Source organism: Dickeya poaceiphila (genome assembly GCF_007858975.2).
GTDB lineage: Bacteria > Pseudomonadota > Gammaproteobacteria > Enterobacterales > Enterobacteriaceae > Dickeya > Dickeya poaceiphila.
In genome coordinates, this window is record NZ_CP042220.2 from 3,366,769 (window position 1) to 3,382,934 (window position 16,166).

The window sequence follows — 16,166 nt, forward strand, 5'->3', positions numbered from 1 at the left end:
CAATCGTTCAACCATCGGAGATTAATGTTGTCACCACAACGCAAGAGCCATTCGAATTATGCAGAGAATATAAATAAGAATTATCTTAATATTTAACCAGGAGAGTTGGGTATTTCACGCTAGATTATCCTGGTATTATCCTTTCCCAATCCATCGCCCCGTTTAAAACCATCACTAAAAAAATAAAAACCAACAGCCATTTATTAATCAGCACGCGCAATTACACGCAAACATCACCACATTATCACCCACTCTAATAAAATCACATAACACCATGAATAAATTAAAAATATAATCAATAAAGCAATCAATAAACACACAAAAAACAAATCAAAAAACCTCACAAATCAATAATAAAACAAATAAACCCACGAATAAAAATCACCTCCCTCCCTTTACAAACTTAAATTAATCGAAAATAAAATATCACCATGAAAATGATAAATCATTCGTACAACCCGACGAACCAAGGGTTGTCACACCGTCAATTTATGGTTAGGGTATAAAAAGTTTCATTCACAATTGAGGTTGCGATAAAAAATTAAACCATACAGGAATCACGTAATTACATGGCAATTAAAATTGAAGTAAAGCATCTGTACAAAATATTTGGCGAGCACCCCAATCGGGCTTTCAGGCTGCTAGAACAAGGACTGAGCAAAGAGCAGATTTTTGAGAAAACCGGCCTGACGGTAGGAGTGAAAAACGCCAGTCTGGCTATTGAAGAAGGCGAAGTTTTTGTGATCATGGGGTTATCCGGTTCCGGTAAATCTACGCTGGTACGCCTTCTCAATCGCCTGATAGAACCCACCCGCGGTCAGGTCCTGATCGACGGCGAGGATATCTCTCGTTTGCAGGACAGCGCACTGCGCGCAGTTCGTCGCAAAAAGATCAGCATGGTGTTTCAGTCTTTCGCGCTAATGCCCCACCTGAACATTCTCGACAACACCGCATTCGGCCTGGATTTAGCTGGGGTGCCTCGTCAGGAACGTGAGCAGAAAGCGCTGAGCGCCCTGCAGCAAGTTGGTCTGGAGGCATACCTCAACGCTTACCCAGACGAACTCTCCGGCGGAATGCGTCAGCGTGTCGGGTTAGCTCGCGCACTGGCCAACAATCCCGACATCCTGCTGATGGATGAAGCGTTTTCAGCACTTGACCCGTTGATCCGCACCGAAATGCAGGATGAACTGATTAAACTGCAGGCACACCAGCAGCGCACCATCGTGTTTATATCGCACGATCTGGACGAAGCGATGCGCATCGGTGATCGCATCGCCATCATGAATAGCGGCGAGGTGATTCAGGTCGGTACACCGGATGAGATTCTGAACAATCCGGCTAATGATTATGTGCGTACCTTCTTCCGTGGTGTGGATATCAGCCACGTCTTCAGTGCCAAAGACATCGCCCGCCGGCGTCCGGTGACGCTAATCCGTAAAACGCCGGGCGTCGGCCCGCGGTCCGCACTTAAGATCCTGCAAGAAGAGGATCGCGAGTACGGCTATGTGTTGGAACGAGGGCGCAAATTTATCGGCGTAGTCTCCATCGATTCACTCAAACAGGCATTGCGTGATAAGCAGCCGCTGGAACAGGCACTACTGTCTGCTCCTGCGCCGGTTCCTGCAGACATGTCGCTCAATGAGCTGATATCCCAGGTGGCACAAGCCCCCTGTGCAGTACCTGTTGTGGGTGAACACCATGAATATTTGGGCATTATCTCCAAAGGGATGCTGCTCCAGGCACTGGATAAGGAGAATACGCTAAATGACTGATACCACAGGAAATCCTTGGGAGGAAACCCAGATGCCGGACCCAACGGCCAGCGCCGCTAGCAGCCACGTCGCCGTCAGCGGCTCATCAGGCCAGCCGGCGCAAACTGACCCTTGGGCGGCAGCGTCATCCGCGCCGGCAACCCCTCCGGCACAGGATAATACTACCGACCCCTGGACTCAGACACCGCCGCCCGCCGCCAATGACGTACACCAGAATGGAAACGACTGGCTGAACGCGCCTGCGCCGACACAGGAACACATTAACCTGATGGACCCATTCCGCCATACGCTGGTGCCGCTGGATCACTGGGTCACCGAAGGCATCAACGGGTTGGTACTGCATTTTCGCCCACTGTTTCAGGGTATCCGCGTACCCGTCGATGCGATTCTTACCAGTTTCCAGCAACTGTTGACCGGTCTGCCGGCACCGGTCGCCATTCTGGTATTCTCACTGCTGGCCTGGCAGATATCCGGCTTCGGCATGGGCGTGGCGACACTGCTGTCGCTCGTCGTTATCGGTGCCATCGGCGCCTGGTCACAGGCCATGGTGACGCTGGCGCTGGTGCTGACCGCACTGTTCTTCTGCATCATCATCGGCTTGCCGTTAGGTATCTGGCTGGCGCACAGCGATCGCGCAGCCCGCATGGTACGTCCGCTACTGGATGCCATGCAGACCACCCCGGCCTTCGTCTATCTGGTGCCGATAGTGATGCTGTTCGGCATCGGTAATGTGCCGGGGGTCGTTGTGACCATTATTTTCGCCCTGCCGCCGATTGTACGTCTGACCATACTTGGTATCCGTCAGGTACCGGCAGACCTGGTGGAAGCTGCGCAATCCTTTGGTGCCAGTCCGCGCCAGATGCTGTTCAAAGTACAATTACCGCTGGCGATGCCAACCATCATGGCGGGTATCAACCAAACGCTGATGCTGGCGTTATCGATGGTGGTAATCGCATCGATGATTGCCGTCGGCGGTCTGGGACAAATGGTGCTACGCGGCATAGGTCGTCTCGACATGGGACAAGCATCCGTCGGCGGGGTCGGCATTGTGATTCTGGCAATCCTTCTGGATCGTCTGACCCAATCGTTGGGACGCGACGCGCGCAGCCGCAGCAACCGTCATTGGTACCACCACGGACCGCTGGGGTTACTGGCGCGCCCCTTCATCAAACTCCGCGCCTGATCCCACTCAGGCAGCACAATCTAACTAAACCTGTAGCTGGCACCGCCAACTGCACGCTCTGATACACGAGTCCGTACGCCGCTTACGACCACGTATTGAAGACAACATGAGGACTATCTGTATGCGTAATATCAGCATGGCGACACTTGCCCTGACTACCGTACTGAGTACCGGCCTGTTTGCCGCCGACAATCTTCCCGACAACAACCATCCCGGCAACGGAATCACCGTCAAACCGGTGCAAAGTACCCTCTCTGAAGAAACCTTCCAGACGCTGTTGGTCAGCAAAGCGCTGGAAAAACTGGGTTATACCGTCGATAAACCCAGCGAAGTAGACTACAACGTCGGTTACACCTCGATCGCCAATGGCGACGCTACCTTCAGCACCGTCAACTGGCAACCATTGCATGACGACATGTATCAGGCCGCTGGCGGCGACGCCAAATTTTATCGTCAGGGAGTCTACGTCTCTGGCGCGGCGCAGGGGTATCTGATCGATAAGAAAACGGCGGAGCAGTATCACATTAGCCGTCTGGATCAGCTTAAAGACCCGAAACTGGCTAAGTTGTTCGACACCAACGGCGACGGTAAAGCGGACCTGACCGGCTGTAACCCCGGCTGGGGCTGTGACAGCGTGATTAGTCACCAGATTCAGGCTTACGGATTAAGTGATACCGTCAACCAAAATCAGGGCAACTATGCGGCGCTGATCGCCGATACCATCGCCCGCTACAAACAGGGCAACCCTATTCTGTATTTCACCTGGACACCCTACTGGGTAAGCGACGTACTGGTAGCAGGGCGTGATGTGGTGTGGTTACAAGTACCGTTCTCCTCACTGCCCGGAAAACAGAAAGATACCGATACCCGGTTGCCAAACGGCGCTAACTACGGCTTCCCGGTCAACAATATGCGTATCATCGCCAACAAGGATTGGGCTAAGAAAAACCCGGCTGCGGCCAAACTGTTCGCTGTCATGAAACTGCCGCTCGCAGACATCAATGCCCAGAACCTGCGTATGCATCAGGGTGAATCGTCTCAGGATGATATAGAGCGCCACGTCAACGGTTGGATTAAAGCGCATCAGGCACAGTTTGACAGTTGGGTTAACTCCGCCCGCACCGCAGCGAAGTAAGTCGCTACCGCTTATGTCACAGCCTCTTTATTGAGCGAGGATACCCGCGTGGGTATCCTCGCTGTTTCTGATTGCTTATCCACCACGAAAGATAGCGAACCCTGCCAGCCACGCTGATAAGACACCTGATTATTCCCCGAAGAATTTATAAGATATATTGCTGGATTCTCTGACGTGACTGTTCAATACTAGCTCAACCACTCGAATGCAACACCAAGTTAACAACTCCACATGTCTGTATCTACTACCTCCGTCGGCATGACTCCGGCACTGACTTTGCTAATGTCCGCCGCCACCGGGTTGGCCGCCGCAAGCAACTATTACGCTCAGCCATTGCTGAATGCCATCGCTCAGGCCTTCAGCCTGTCAACTAATCAAGCCGGTTTTATCGTCACCGCCGCCCAACTGGGTTACGCCTGCGGCCTGATGTTTCTGGTGCCATTAGGCGACCGATTCGAGCGCCGTAGCTTAATTGTCGGCATGACTCTGCTGGCGGCAGGAGGAATGTTGATCACCGCCAGCTCTCCTTCGTTATGGATGATGGTAACCGGCACCGCCATAACCGGTCTGTTCTCGGTCGTGGCACAGGTTCTGGTACCGCTGGCCGCCACTCTGGCTTCGCCGGAAAGCCGCGGTAAGGTCATCGGTACTATCATGAGCGGGCTACTATTGGGGATATTGTTGGCCCGAACATTGGCCGGCGCATTGGCATCACTGGGAGACTGGCGTACGGTATATTGGGTCGCCAGCCTGTTGATGACGGGAATGGCATTACTGCTGTGGCGCACACTGCCGCGTTATCAGCAATCCACCGATCTAAATTATCTGCAGCTACTGATATCCATCTTCACGTTATTCGGCAGTTCCCGCGTGCTGCGCACTCGCGCGTTACTGGGTGCGATTTCATTCTCCAACTTCAGCATCATGTGGACGTCAATGGCGTTTCTGCTTTCCGCCGCGCCTTACCACTACAGCGAAGGCGTAATCGGGTTATTCGGTCTGGCTGGCGCGGCTGGCGCTCTGGCTGCCAGCCGGGCAGGCCGACTGGTGGATCAGGGAAAAGCCAAACTCTCCACAACGTTAGGCTGGCTGCTGCTGGTACTGTCGTGGTTACCGATAGCCGCAGGCGTCAATGCCGTGGTACCACTGTTGATAGGCATCGTGGTGCTGGATATGGCAGCTCAGGGGACGCATGTTACTAATCAGAGCGTGATTTACCGTATGTTGCCGGACGCACGCAACCGCCTGACTGCTGGTTACATGACCAGCTATTTTATCGGCGGCGCATTCGGATCGCTGGTTTCCGCCTACGCTTACCAGCATTTCGGTTGGCTGGGAGTATCATGTGCCGGAGGGATGCTGAGCCTGTTTGGGCTACTGGTATGGTGGCGAGGCCATCGTTATGAATCATCGACAGAGGCACATTGAGTGATGTCCACTATCAATGTGTCGTGGGTAAAGCCGTGTCAGTATAAAGGCGGCACGCGATAAATAGTTTAGTATTATTGATTGGTTTACCGGCAAGAACCATCAATTTTCTGTTCCAGTATATACTGCGACACGGTATTGAAATGGATTCAGAGAATATGACGGGCTAATGCCGTTCACACAGTTAGAAGGCAATAAGCGGCGGCAGGCTACACAATTTGCGCTTTTTTCGACCAGTACTGAAATAAGCACTAATCGACAAGTCTCTCGCATTTACCTGCATAGTAACATTCGTTACTATGCAGGTCGTGATTAATGAGGTTGACATCTATGGAAAGTTCATTCGCTCCAATTGAAGACATGCTACGTATGCGGGCTTCACGCCGCCCGGATTTCCCTTACCGGGAAGTCTTGCTGCTGCGTCTGTTTCTGCATATGCAAACCAAAATACTGGAACACCGTAACCACATGCTCAAAGAACAGGACATCAATGAAACCCTGTTTATGGCATTGATTACGCTGGAGTCACAGGAAAATTACTGCATTCAGCCCTCTGAACTGAGCGCTGCACTCGGTTCTTCTCGCACCAACGCCACCCGCATCGCCGATGAACTGGAAAAACGCGGTTGGATAGAGCGACGTGAGAGCGACAGTGATCGTCGCTGCCTGTATCTGTACATGACCGATAAGGGTAAAGCGTTTCTGGACGAACTGCTGCCACCTCAACACCGAAGCCTGGAAATTCTCTGCTCGGTTCTTGATGAGAGTGAAAGAGAACAGTTGGAAGTGCTGATGCGCAAGCTGTTATTCCGCCTTGACGAAATGGATCAGGACGGTATTTAACCCCCTGTATCGACTCAGACAAAGACTACCACCATCGTTGCCATGCAAACCTTGACGGTTCGCAGGTAGTGCCGCGTTTAAAAAACCGTCACTGCAATGATACCGCCATGAACGGCAATCAAAGGCCATGAAAGGCTGAAAAAAAAGAAATCTAATTAGGAGAGCATCATGAGTGCCAACGTGGAAACGCAGACCCCACACACGCCACCGAAACCCAGAAAAACGCGTAAAGGAATTCTCACCCTGTTGATGATCCTGTTTTTCTTTATTGGCTGTGCATGGTTCGCCTACTGGTATCTGGTATTGCAGCACCATCAGGAAACCGATGACGCCTATGTCGCTGGCAACCAGATTCAAATTATGTCGCAGGTCAACGGCAGCGTTACCCGCGTCAACGTCGATAATACCGACTTCGTTAAAAAAGGTGATGTTCTGATTGAACTTGACCCAACCGATTCCGAGCAGGCCTTTGAACGTGCGCAGACCACGCTGGCGAACAGCGTGCGTCAGGTTCATCAGCAGATGATCAACGTCCGTCAGTACAAAGCAAATATCGAGTTGCAACAGATTACGCTGGATCAAGCCATCAGTGACTTGAACCGCCGTGAAGCGCTGGGGCGGGCGAATGCTATCGGACGGGAAGATTTGCAACATGCCCGTGATCAGGTCTCCAGCGCCAAAGCCTCGCTGGAAGCCACTAAACAGCAATATGCCGCCGCCCAGGCACTGGTACTCAACACGCCGTTGGAGCAGCAACCAGCTATCGCACAAGCCGCGACCGACCTGCGTAACGCCTGGCTGGCGCTGAAACGCACGAATATCGTCAGTCCTGTTGATGGCTACGTGTCTCGTCGTAGCGTGCAGTTGGGTGCCCGCATTACCCCGTCCTCATCCCTGATGGCCGTCGTACCGGCAGCACCGCTGTGGGTTGACGCGAACTTTAAGGAAACCCAGCTAGCCAATATGCGCATCGGCCAGCCTGCAACCGTCACCAGTGACCTTTACGGCGATAGCGTGGTGTACAAAGGTAAGGTGGTCGGCCTGGATATGGGTACCGGCAGTGCGTTCTCGCTGCTGCCTGCCCAGAATGCCACCGGTAACTGGATCAAAGTCGTACAGCGTCTACCGGTCCGGATCGAGTTAGACCCGAAACAGCTGGCTGATAATCCGCTGCGCATTGGTTTGTCGATGTTGGTGAGTGTGGATACCGCGAATACCGATGGTAGAGTGCTTTCCGACGCGAGCCGTACAACACCGGCCTACCAGAGTGACGCACTGGATCTCGACCTGACGCCAGTCAACCAGATGATCGATCAGATCATCGGCGCTAACGCTGACTAACCTCAGAAGGAGAGCAGCGTGACAAGAAAACCGCTTGAGGGCATGACGCTGGCTCTGATGACGATCGCCCTGTCGCTGGCGACGTTCATGCAGGTGTTGGACTCAACCATTGCCAACGTAGCCATTCCGACCATCGCCGGAAATCTGGGGGCGTCCAACTCGCAGGGCACCTGGGTCATCACGTCTTTCGGGGTGGCAAACGCCATCTCTATTCCTATCACCGGTTGGCTGGCTAAACGGTTCGGCGAGGTACGCCTGTTTGTCTGGGCCACCATATTGTTTACCCTGACTTCCTGGCTATGTGGCATGTCTACCAGCCTGGAAATGCTGATAGTCTCTCGTATGTTGCAGGGTCTGGTCGCTGGCCCGATCATTCCATTATCCCAAAGCCTGCTGCTAAATAACTATCCGCCGGCCAGAAGGGGCATTGCATTGGCTCTGTGGTCAATGACGGTGGTGGTTGCGCCAATCTTCGGCCCGATCCTTGGCGGCTGGATCAGCGACAACTACCACTGGGGATGGATCTTCTTCATCAACGTGCCATTGGGCGTTTTGGTGGTGTTAATTACCCTGCAAACCCTACGCGGGCGGGAAACCAAAACCGAAATCCGCCCCATCGACACGATTGGGCTGATTCTACTGGCGGCAGGGATTGGCAGCCTGCAAATGATGCTGGACCGCGGCAAAGAGCTGGACTGGTTTAATTCGACAGAAATCATAGTGCTGACCGTAGTTGCCGTAGTTTCGCTAACCGTACTGGTAGTATGGGAGCTAACGGACGATCACCCGGTGGTTGATTTGTCGTTGTTCAAAATTCGTAACTTTACCATCGGCTGCCTGTGTACCAGTCTGGCGTTCATGCTCTATTTCGGCGCGATAGTGTTGTTACCGCAATTGTTGCAGGTCGTGTTTGGTTACACTGCCACCTGGGCCGGGTTGGCCTCTGCGCCAGTGGGCCTGATGCCGGTAATCTTATCGCCGATCATCGGTAAATTCATGCATAAGCTGGATATGCGCCGTCTGGTGACGTTCAGTTTCATCATGTATGCGATCTGTTTCTATTGGCGGACTTATACCTTCGAACCCGCAATGGATTTCGGCGCATCAGCATGGCCACAGTTCGTGCAAGGGATCGCCGTGGCCTGTTTCTTTATGCCGCTGACTACCATCACGCTCTCCGGGCTGCCGCCGGAGCGTATGGCGGCCGCCTCCAGCCTGTCGAATTTTGCCCGTACGCTGGCGGGTTCTATCGGCACATCGATCACCACCACATTGTGGGAACGCCGGGAAGCATTGCATCATTCACAATTGAGTGAGGCAATCAATCCCTATAACCCGCTGGCACAGCAGACCTATCAGCAATTGGAAGCTATGGGAATGAGCCAACAGCAGGTATCCAGTTATCTGGCCCAGCAGATCACGGCACAAGGGCTGATTATTGGCGCCAACGAGATCTTTTGGCTGTCAGCTGGGGTTTTTGTCATGCTGATCGTGTTGGTATGGTTCGCCAAACCACCATTCGGCAGCCACTCAGCGAGCGGCGCTCACTAAGTCCTGACACAGAACTACGCTGACCCAAAGCAATACAAAGCTGACCCAACCTGATACAAAAACAAAAAGGTGGCCTGGCCACCTTTTTATTTTATGACTGTTTTTTATCACCGGATTGAATAGACTTAGCTATGATTCTGCCGCCACCATTCTGCCAGTAAGATTCCAGTCGCCACCGAAATATTCAAACTTTCCACATTGCCGGTACCGTCAATCGACACCTTGACGTCACCCTGTTGCCAGGCGCTGTCGGACAAACCATCACCTTCCTGACCCAGCACAATCACTGTTTTGGCAGGCAACGAGGTTTTCGACAACGTGGTGCCCTTGTGACTGGAGGTGGTAACAATGGTGTAACCGGCATCGCGGAACTGCGCCAGCGCATCAACCAGACCCTCGGCACTGATTGCTTTCACGTGCTCAGCACCGCCTTCTGCCGTACGCACCGCAGCACCAGACTCCAACTGCGATGCATCATTGACCAGCACGCCTTTCACACCAAAGTGCGCGCAACTACGCATGATCCCGCCCAGATTATGTGGATTACCCACATCTTCCAGCGCCAGCACACAGTCAGTTTCCCCCGCCTCACGCAGGTAAGCCGCGACATCCAGACCACGGCGTTTCTTGATCAGAAAACACACGCCGCCGTGATGCTCTGTGCCGGACGCACGAACCAGCTCGTCGTCTTCCACCACGTGGTAAGCCTTGCGGTTGGCCGCCATCCAGCGTAGCGCGTCACGAAAACGCGGCGTCACTTCCTGCAAAAACCAGCCACGTACAATCGCTTCCGGACGACTCAGGAACAACGCCTGACAAGCGTTCTCGCCATAAACTCTGGTTTCTTCCGCCCGCTGGCGGCGAATCTGTTCTGGATCAATCTGGCTCTTGCCGCTGATACCGCCGTGATCCGGCTCCTCTGTGGGCGCACGCGATACCGTTTTCCAGGGAGAATCGGCATACTCAGTTGGCTCACTACGTGGGCGCTCACGCCTTTCCGACTCACCGCGCCATTTGCCGCCGCGTCCGGCATTCTCTTTATTGTCTCTATCTCGCCCACTGCGTGGCGAGCCATCACGCCCTTTACGAGCACCGCTACGGTTGTTGTCACCTTCACCACGCCGCTTATCCGGCGTACGTTTCGGCTTGCTCTTCTCATCCCCGTCCTCACTACGGACGTACATGACACGGACTTTACCGCCCTTTCCACTCAATGTATCGCTCATGCTCTTCTCCACCTACGCGCTGGGCGCGAAGATTACCCTATGTCCACCCGCTTAGCCACCAACCCGATCATAAAAGTCACTAACTATTGTAACCATTGGGTAAAACACCTTGTTGACGCTCAACGCGCTCTTCATACTTATGCTGTTTTCGCATCACCATTGTTGCTCTATTCACGCACGATGGGCGCATTTTCATCAACAGTACACTTGATTCCAGTCCTTTTGCTACATGAGGCCCGTTTATGAATACGGTATGTGCATCCTGCCACGCGACCAACCGACTGCCGGAAGAACGCATTAATGATAATCATAAGGCCAAATGTGGTCGCTGCGGTCAGCCACTCTTCAGTGGGGAAGTCATTAACGCCACGGAAAAGACGCTGGATACATTGCTGCAAGACGATCTGCCGGTGGTGGTGGATTTCTGGGCGCCCTGGTGCGGACCCTGTGTCAATTTTGCCCCAGTATTTGAAAGCGTCGCTGACGAAAATGGCGGCAAAATTCGATTTATTAAGGTCAACACTGAAGCTGAACCCGCTCTGAGCGCTCGTTTCCGTATCCGCAGCATTCCTACCATTATGCTGTTCAAGCATGGCAAGATGATTGATATGCTTAACGGCGCCATGCCCAAAGCGCCTTTTGAGAGCTGGCTTAACGAATCGCTATAAATTATGCCTCGCCAGATGCCCCGCAATACACGGGGCTTCAGGTCAGCCGTCCGGTCGTTTAGAATGTCGCTTTTTAACGGAAAATCATGACCGGTAACGCTGTCCTGCGTCTGCGCCAGCAACGCCTTGCTCTCTCCACGCGACCTTTTCGCGCCCGCGGTTGCCGCGTAATCCGCTGTCAGCGTTGTCTGCTGCCGGAAGTTCACTGCCTGTGTGACACCCTATCACCGCGTACCGCCCGCAGCCACTTCTGTCTGGTCATGTTCGACACCGAACCGCTAAAGCCCAGCAATACCGGCCGCCTGATTGCCGATGTCCTGCCGCAAACCGAGGCATTTCTATGGTCTCGCACCGAACCGGATCCCACGCTGCTCGCCACGTTGCAAACAGCAGAGTATCAACCCTGGCTGGTCTTTCTGGCAGACGACGATAAAAGTGACCGTCAGGTTTGCCATCAACTCCCCACAGACGGTAAACCACCGCTATTCGTGATGCTGGATGGCACCTGGCCCGAAGCACGCAAAATGTTTCGCAAAAGCCCGTACCTCGATACGTTGCCGATCCTGTCGCTGAGTGTGGATGCGTTGTCCAGCTATCAATTGCGGGAGGCCAGCAGCGCCGGGCAGCACTGCACGGCGGAAATCGCCATTGCCCTATTGCGCCAGGCCGGCGACAACGATGCAGCCGAGGCACTGGCGGAGCATTTTGACCGTTTTCGTCGCCATTATCTGGCAGGCAAAGCACATCACGCGAAAAAGAAAATTACCTCCACTGTCACAGCAAAATCGGCAACAGACGTTTAAGATCAATCAGGTGTCTTCCAACAGGAGTAACTGATGAGCCAGCGCGGATTAGAAGCACTGCTGCGTCCCCGTTCGATTGCGGTGATCGGCGCGTCGGAAAAATCGGGACGAGCCGGTTTCCTGATGATGCGAAACCTGCTTGACGGCGGGTTTAACGGGCCGGTACTACCGGTCACGCCTAAATACAAGGCAGTGTGTGGGGTACTGGCGTACCGCGATGTCGCCAACCTGCCCATGACGCCTGACCTTGCCGTTATCTGCACCCGCGCTGACCGTAATCTGTCGCTGTTGGAAGCACTAGGACAACGAGGCTGTAAAACCGTCATTGTGCTCTCCGCTCCACCATCACAATTCATTGAACTGAAAAATTGTGCGTCCCGCTATGCTATGCGACTGCTGGGGCCAAACAGCTTAGGCTTGCTGGCACCCTGGCAGGGACTCAACGCCAGCTTTTCACCGGTACCGATTTTAAAAGGTAAACTGGCGTTTATCTCCCAGTCGGCAGCAGTCTCCAACACCATACTGGACTGGGCGCAACAGCGTGGCATCGGCTTTTCTTACTTTATCGCGCTTGGCGACAGCCTGGATATTGACGTGGATGACCTGCTGGATTTTCTGGCGCGAGACGGCAAAACCAGCGCTATTTTGCTGCATCTGGAACACATCAGCGACGCCCGACGTTTTCTTTCAGCAGCGCGCAGCGCATCGCGCAATAAACCGATTCTGGTGATTAAAAGCGGGCGTAGCCGACAAGCACAACAACTGTTGCATGACGGTCAGCACGGGCTGGACGCCGCCTACGATGCCGCTATCCAGCGCGCCGGACTATTGCGGGTACAAGATACCCATGAACTGTTTTCAGCGGTGGAAACGCTCAGCCATCTGCGTCCACTACGCGGCGAACGTCTGTTGATTGTCAGCAATGGCGCATCACCTGCCGCGCAGGCGCTGGATCAGCTGATTGCCCGTCAGGGCAAGCTGGCAACACTGAGCGAACCAACTCAACAGGCCTTACGCGCGGTGTTACCCGACACCGTCACTATCGGCAATCCGCTGGACCTGCGCGACGATGCCACACCTCAACGCTATCTGGCAGCGTTGTCGGCGCTGCTGGATAGCGACGATTATGATGCGTTACTGCTCATCCACGCGCCAAGTGCGGCTGCGCCCGGCACGGAAAGTGCTGAAAGCCTGATTCAGTTATTGCAGCAACACCCGCGCGGTAAGCGCATCACGCTGCTGACCAACTGGTGCGGCGAATTCTCTTCACAGGAAGCGCGTCGTCTGTTCAACGAGGCAGGAATCCCAACCTATCGCACACCGGAAGGTACGGTAACGGCATTCATGCATATCGTTGAATACCGCCGTAACCAGAAACAGTTGAAGGAAACCCCGGCTCTGCCATCGGATCTCACCGCCAATACCGCACAGGCACACCAGCTGATCAGTCAGGCGCTGCAAGAGGGCACCACCCGACTTGATACTCATGAAGTCCAGCCGATTCTGCAAGCTTATGGTCTGAATACCTTGCCGACCTGGATTGCCGGCGACAGTACCGAAGCGGTATACATTGCTGAAAAAATCGGCTATCCCGTCGCACTTAAACTGCGCTCGCCGGATATTCCCCACAAATCGGAAATTCAGGGCGTGATGCTGTATTTGCAAAACGCGCAAGAGGTGCAACTGGCTGCGGAAGCAATGCTGGAGCGAGTCCGGCACACCAATCCGCAAGCTCGTGTTCATGGACTGCTGGTACAGGGAATGGCGAATCGCACCGGCGCGCTGGAGTTACGCATCGCCGTCGAGCAGGATGCTATCTTCGGCCCAATCATCATGTTGGGTGAAGGTGGAACAGCGTGGAGCCGGGAAACCCAGGCAGCAGTAGCATTGCCGCCGTTGAATATGGCGCTGGCGCGTTATCTGATTGTCCAGGCGCTGAAAAGTGGAAAAATCCGCAGCCAAAGTGCCCTCAAGCCGCTGGATATTCCAGCCTTAAGCCGCTTGCTGGTGCAGGTTTCCAACCTGATTCTGGATTGCCCGGAGATAGCACGTCTGGATATTCATCCGCTGCTGGCTTCCGGCGAGGCGTTCACACTGCTGGATGTGACGTTACATCTGACACCTTTCAGCGGCGATCCACAGTCGCGTCTGTCTATTCGTCCTTACCCGCAGGAACTGGAAGAAACTGTCCAGCTCAAAGACGGCTCATCCTGTTTGTTCCGCCCTATTCTGCCTGAAGACGAACCGCTGCTGGCCCACTTTATCGGGAAAGTAACTCGTGAAGACCTTTACTATCGTTATTTCAGTGAAATCAATGAGTTTACCCATGAAGATTTAGCCAACATGACTCAAATTGACTATGATCGTGAAATGGCTTTTATTGCCGTACGGCCAGATATTAGCGGCGAACCAGAGATCATCGGAGTAACACGCGCAATTGCCGACCCAGACAACATCAGCGCAGAATTTGCAGTACTGGTGCGTTCAGACCTGAAAGGGTTGGGGTTGGGCAGACGATTGCTGGAAAAACTGATTCAGTATGCACGCTCCCATGGGCTAGGCCGCTTGAGCGGCATCACCATGCCAACGAATCAGGGAATGGTCACACTGGCCAAAAAACTGGGCTTTCACGTTGATGTGCAATTGGAAGACGGCATTGTGACGCTGGAACTGCCATTTGACACAAAAACACAGCCATAACCAGACATGCCGCTGTGATTAAGATCTCGCTACAGGCAGCAAAACTTGCTCACAAGGCCCGTCAAGTAGTGGTATCATCGCCCGATTCGGCTATGCCTTAATGTATTTCATGACCTCGCGGTCATTCCACGATGAGAGAAGAATCGCACTGTGATGTTGTCAAAACTAAAGCGTACGAAATATCAACAACACCTTGCACAACTGCCTAAAATCCCTCAGTCTGCCGATGATGTCCAGACGCTTCATAGTCCGTCGCTTTTTCGCACCACGCTGACAAAACAGATTTTGCAGGCCAAAAAGCGCATCTATCTGGTGGCGCTGTATCTGGAACATGATGATGGCGGCGAAGGCATTCTGTCTGCACTTTATCAGGCCAAACGCCAATGCCCAGAGCTGGAGATCGGCATACTGGTTGATTGGCATCGCGCCCAGCGTGGACGCATCGGCGTTGCCGCCGACAGCACCAACGCCGACTGGTACTACGAAATGGCGCAACAGTACGATGATGCACAGATTCCAATTTACGGCATTCCTGTCAATACACGCGAAGCATTAGGTGTGCTACATCTGAAAGGCTTTATCATTGATGACACAGTGCTCTACAGCGGCGCCAGTCTGAATGATGTCTACCTGCATCAACATGAAAAGTACCGATACGACCGCTATCAGCTCATTCATAACCCTGTACTGGCTAATGTCATGACGGGTTATGTACAAGATTTATTAGCTGCATCTGCAGTACAGCGACTTGACCGTTCATCCCGACCTAAAACTATCGATATCAAAAATGATATCCGTCAGTTTCGCCAGTCGCTACGCTCAGCAACGTATCTGCTACCAGGCATCGGAGAGAACAACAGCCAGCTGGCGGTAACGCCGCTGGTCGGACTGGGTAAACAGAGTCCACTGAATCGGACCATTCACCATCTGATGTACTGTGCTGAGCAGCAGTTGGTCATTTGCACCCCGTACTTCAATCTACCAGCCTTGTTGGTGCGCAATATCATCCACCTGCTACGTACCGGCAAGCAGATCGAAATTATCATCGGCGACAAAACGGCAAACGACTTTTTTATTCCTGAAGATCAGCCGTTCCGAATTATCGGTGCGCTACCTTATCTGTATGAAATCAATCTGCGCCGTTTCCTGAGCCGCCTGCAAAAATATATCGATAGTAACCAACTGGTGGTACGCCTGTGGAAAGACGGTGACAACAGCTTCCACCTGAAAGGCATGTGGGTGGACAATGAATGGCAATTGCTGACTGGAAACAACCTCAACCCCCGCGCCTGGCGGCTGGATTTAGAAAACGCCATTCTGATTCATGATCCGCAGCAGGTTTTGCAAACGCAACGCCAGCAGGAACTGGAATGCATTCGTACCCATACCCAAATCATCACTCACTACCAGCAATTGCAAAGCATTGCGCAATATCCGGTAAAAGTACGCAAGCTTATTCGCCGCCTGCGCCGCATCCGCATTGATCGCCTGATTAGTCGGATTTTGTAACTGTCAA

12 protein-coding genes are annotated in these 16,166 nt (G+C 53.3%); 11 read left to right on the forward strand and 1 reads right to left on the reverse strand.

What is annotated here, in order from left to right:
- The first annotated feature begins 569 nt into the window (after positions 1-569).
- From proV to emrB, 7 genes are all read left to right on the forward strand, one after another.
- Positions 570-1,772, forward strand: coding sequence for a glycine betaine/L-proline ABC transporter ATP-binding protein ProV (proV, locus tag Dpoa569_RS15045; protein WP_042872391.1), 1,203 nt, complete (start codon positions 570-572; stop codon positions 1,770-1,772).
- Positions 1,765-2,955 (forward strand): glycine betaine/L-proline ABC transporter permease ProW, encoded by a 1,191-nt coding sequence (gene proW, locus Dpoa569_RS15050; protein WP_042872393.1) that lies wholly within the window; start codon positions 1,765-1,767, stop codon positions 2,953-2,955. The genes proV and proW overlap by 8 nt, the downstream gene beginning before the upstream one ends.
- Positions 2,956-3,076: 121 nt before the next feature.
- Entirely contained in the window at positions 3,077-4,090 is a 1,014-nt protein-coding gene (gene proX, locus Dpoa569_RS15055) for a glycine betaine/L-proline ABC transporter substrate-binding protein ProX (RefSeq protein WP_042872395.1), read from the forward strand.
- Between the two features lie 231 nt (positions 4,091-4,321).
- On the forward strand, positions 4,322-5,518 hold the full coding sequence (locus tag Dpoa569_RS15060; protein WP_042872399.1) for an MFS transporter: 1,197 nt from the start codon (positions 4,322-4,324) through the stop codon (positions 5,516-5,518).
- A 330-nt stretch (positions 5,519-5,848) separates the two neighbouring features.
- A complete protein-coding gene (gene mprA / locus Dpoa569_RS15065; RefSeq protein ID WP_042872400.1) occupies positions 5,849-6,361 on the forward strand; it encodes a transcriptional repressor MprA in 513 nt (170 codons plus the stop codon).
- A 168-nt stretch (positions 6,362-6,529) separates the two neighbouring features.
- A complete protein-coding gene (emrA, locus tag Dpoa569_RS15070) occupies positions 6,530-7,702 on the forward strand; it encodes a multidrug efflux MFS transporter periplasmic adaptor subunit EmrA (RefSeq protein ID WP_042872402.1) in 1,173 nt (390 codons plus the stop codon).
- 18 nt (positions 7,703-7,720) lie between these two features.
- Positions 7,721-9,253 carry a multidrug efflux MFS transporter permease subunit EmrB gene (gene emrB / locus Dpoa569_RS15075; RefSeq protein ID WP_042872405.1) on the forward strand — a complete coding sequence of 511 codons (1,533 nt, stop codon included), beginning with the start codon at positions 7,721-7,723 and terminating at the stop codon, positions 9,251-9,253.
- Positions 9,254-9,378: 125 nt separating this feature from the next.
- On the opposite strand, the gene Dpoa569_RS15080 is transcribed toward emrB, so the two are convergent.
- On the reverse strand, positions 9,379-10,479 hold the full coding sequence (locus Dpoa569_RS15080; protein ID WP_042872407.1) for a tRNA/rRNA methyltransferase: 1,101 nt from the start codon (positions 10,477-10,479) through the stop codon (positions 9,379-9,381).
- A gap of 242 nt (positions 10,480-10,721) precedes the next feature.
- Between Dpoa569_RS15080 and trxC the strand changes: the two genes are divergently transcribed.
- The 4 genes from trxC to pssA all read left to right on the forward strand — a co-directional run bounded on the left by trxC (position 10,722) and on the right by pssA (position 16,159).
- Complete coding sequence (gene trxC / locus Dpoa569_RS15085; RefSeq protein ID WP_042872410.1) at positions 10,722-11,147, forward strand: thioredoxin TrxC; 426 nt, start codon at positions 10,722-10,724, stop codon at positions 11,145-11,147.
- A gap of 86 nt (positions 11,148-11,233) precedes the next feature.
- A complete protein-coding gene (locus Dpoa569_RS15090) occupies positions 11,234-11,950 on the forward strand; it encodes a tRNA-uridine aminocarboxypropyltransferase (protein WP_042872412.1) in 717 nt (238 codons plus the stop codon).
- Positions 11,951-11,983: 33 nt separating this feature from the next.
- The gene (locus Dpoa569_RS15095) at positions 11,984-14,650 is read left to right on the forward strand and encodes a bifunctional acetate--CoA ligase family protein/GNAT family N-acetyltransferase (RefSeq protein ID WP_042872414.1); all 2,667 of its coding nucleotides are present in this window, start codon (positions 11,984-11,986) and stop codon (positions 14,648-14,650) included.
- 153 nt (positions 14,651-14,803) lie between these two features.
- Positions 14,804-16,159 (forward strand): CDP-diacylglycerol--serine O-phosphatidyltransferase, encoded by a 1,356-nt coding sequence (gene pssA / locus Dpoa569_RS15100; protein ID WP_042872417.1) that lies wholly within the window; start codon positions 14,804-14,806, stop codon positions 16,157-16,159.
- The last annotated feature ends 7 nt before the right edge of the window (positions 16,160-16,166 follow it).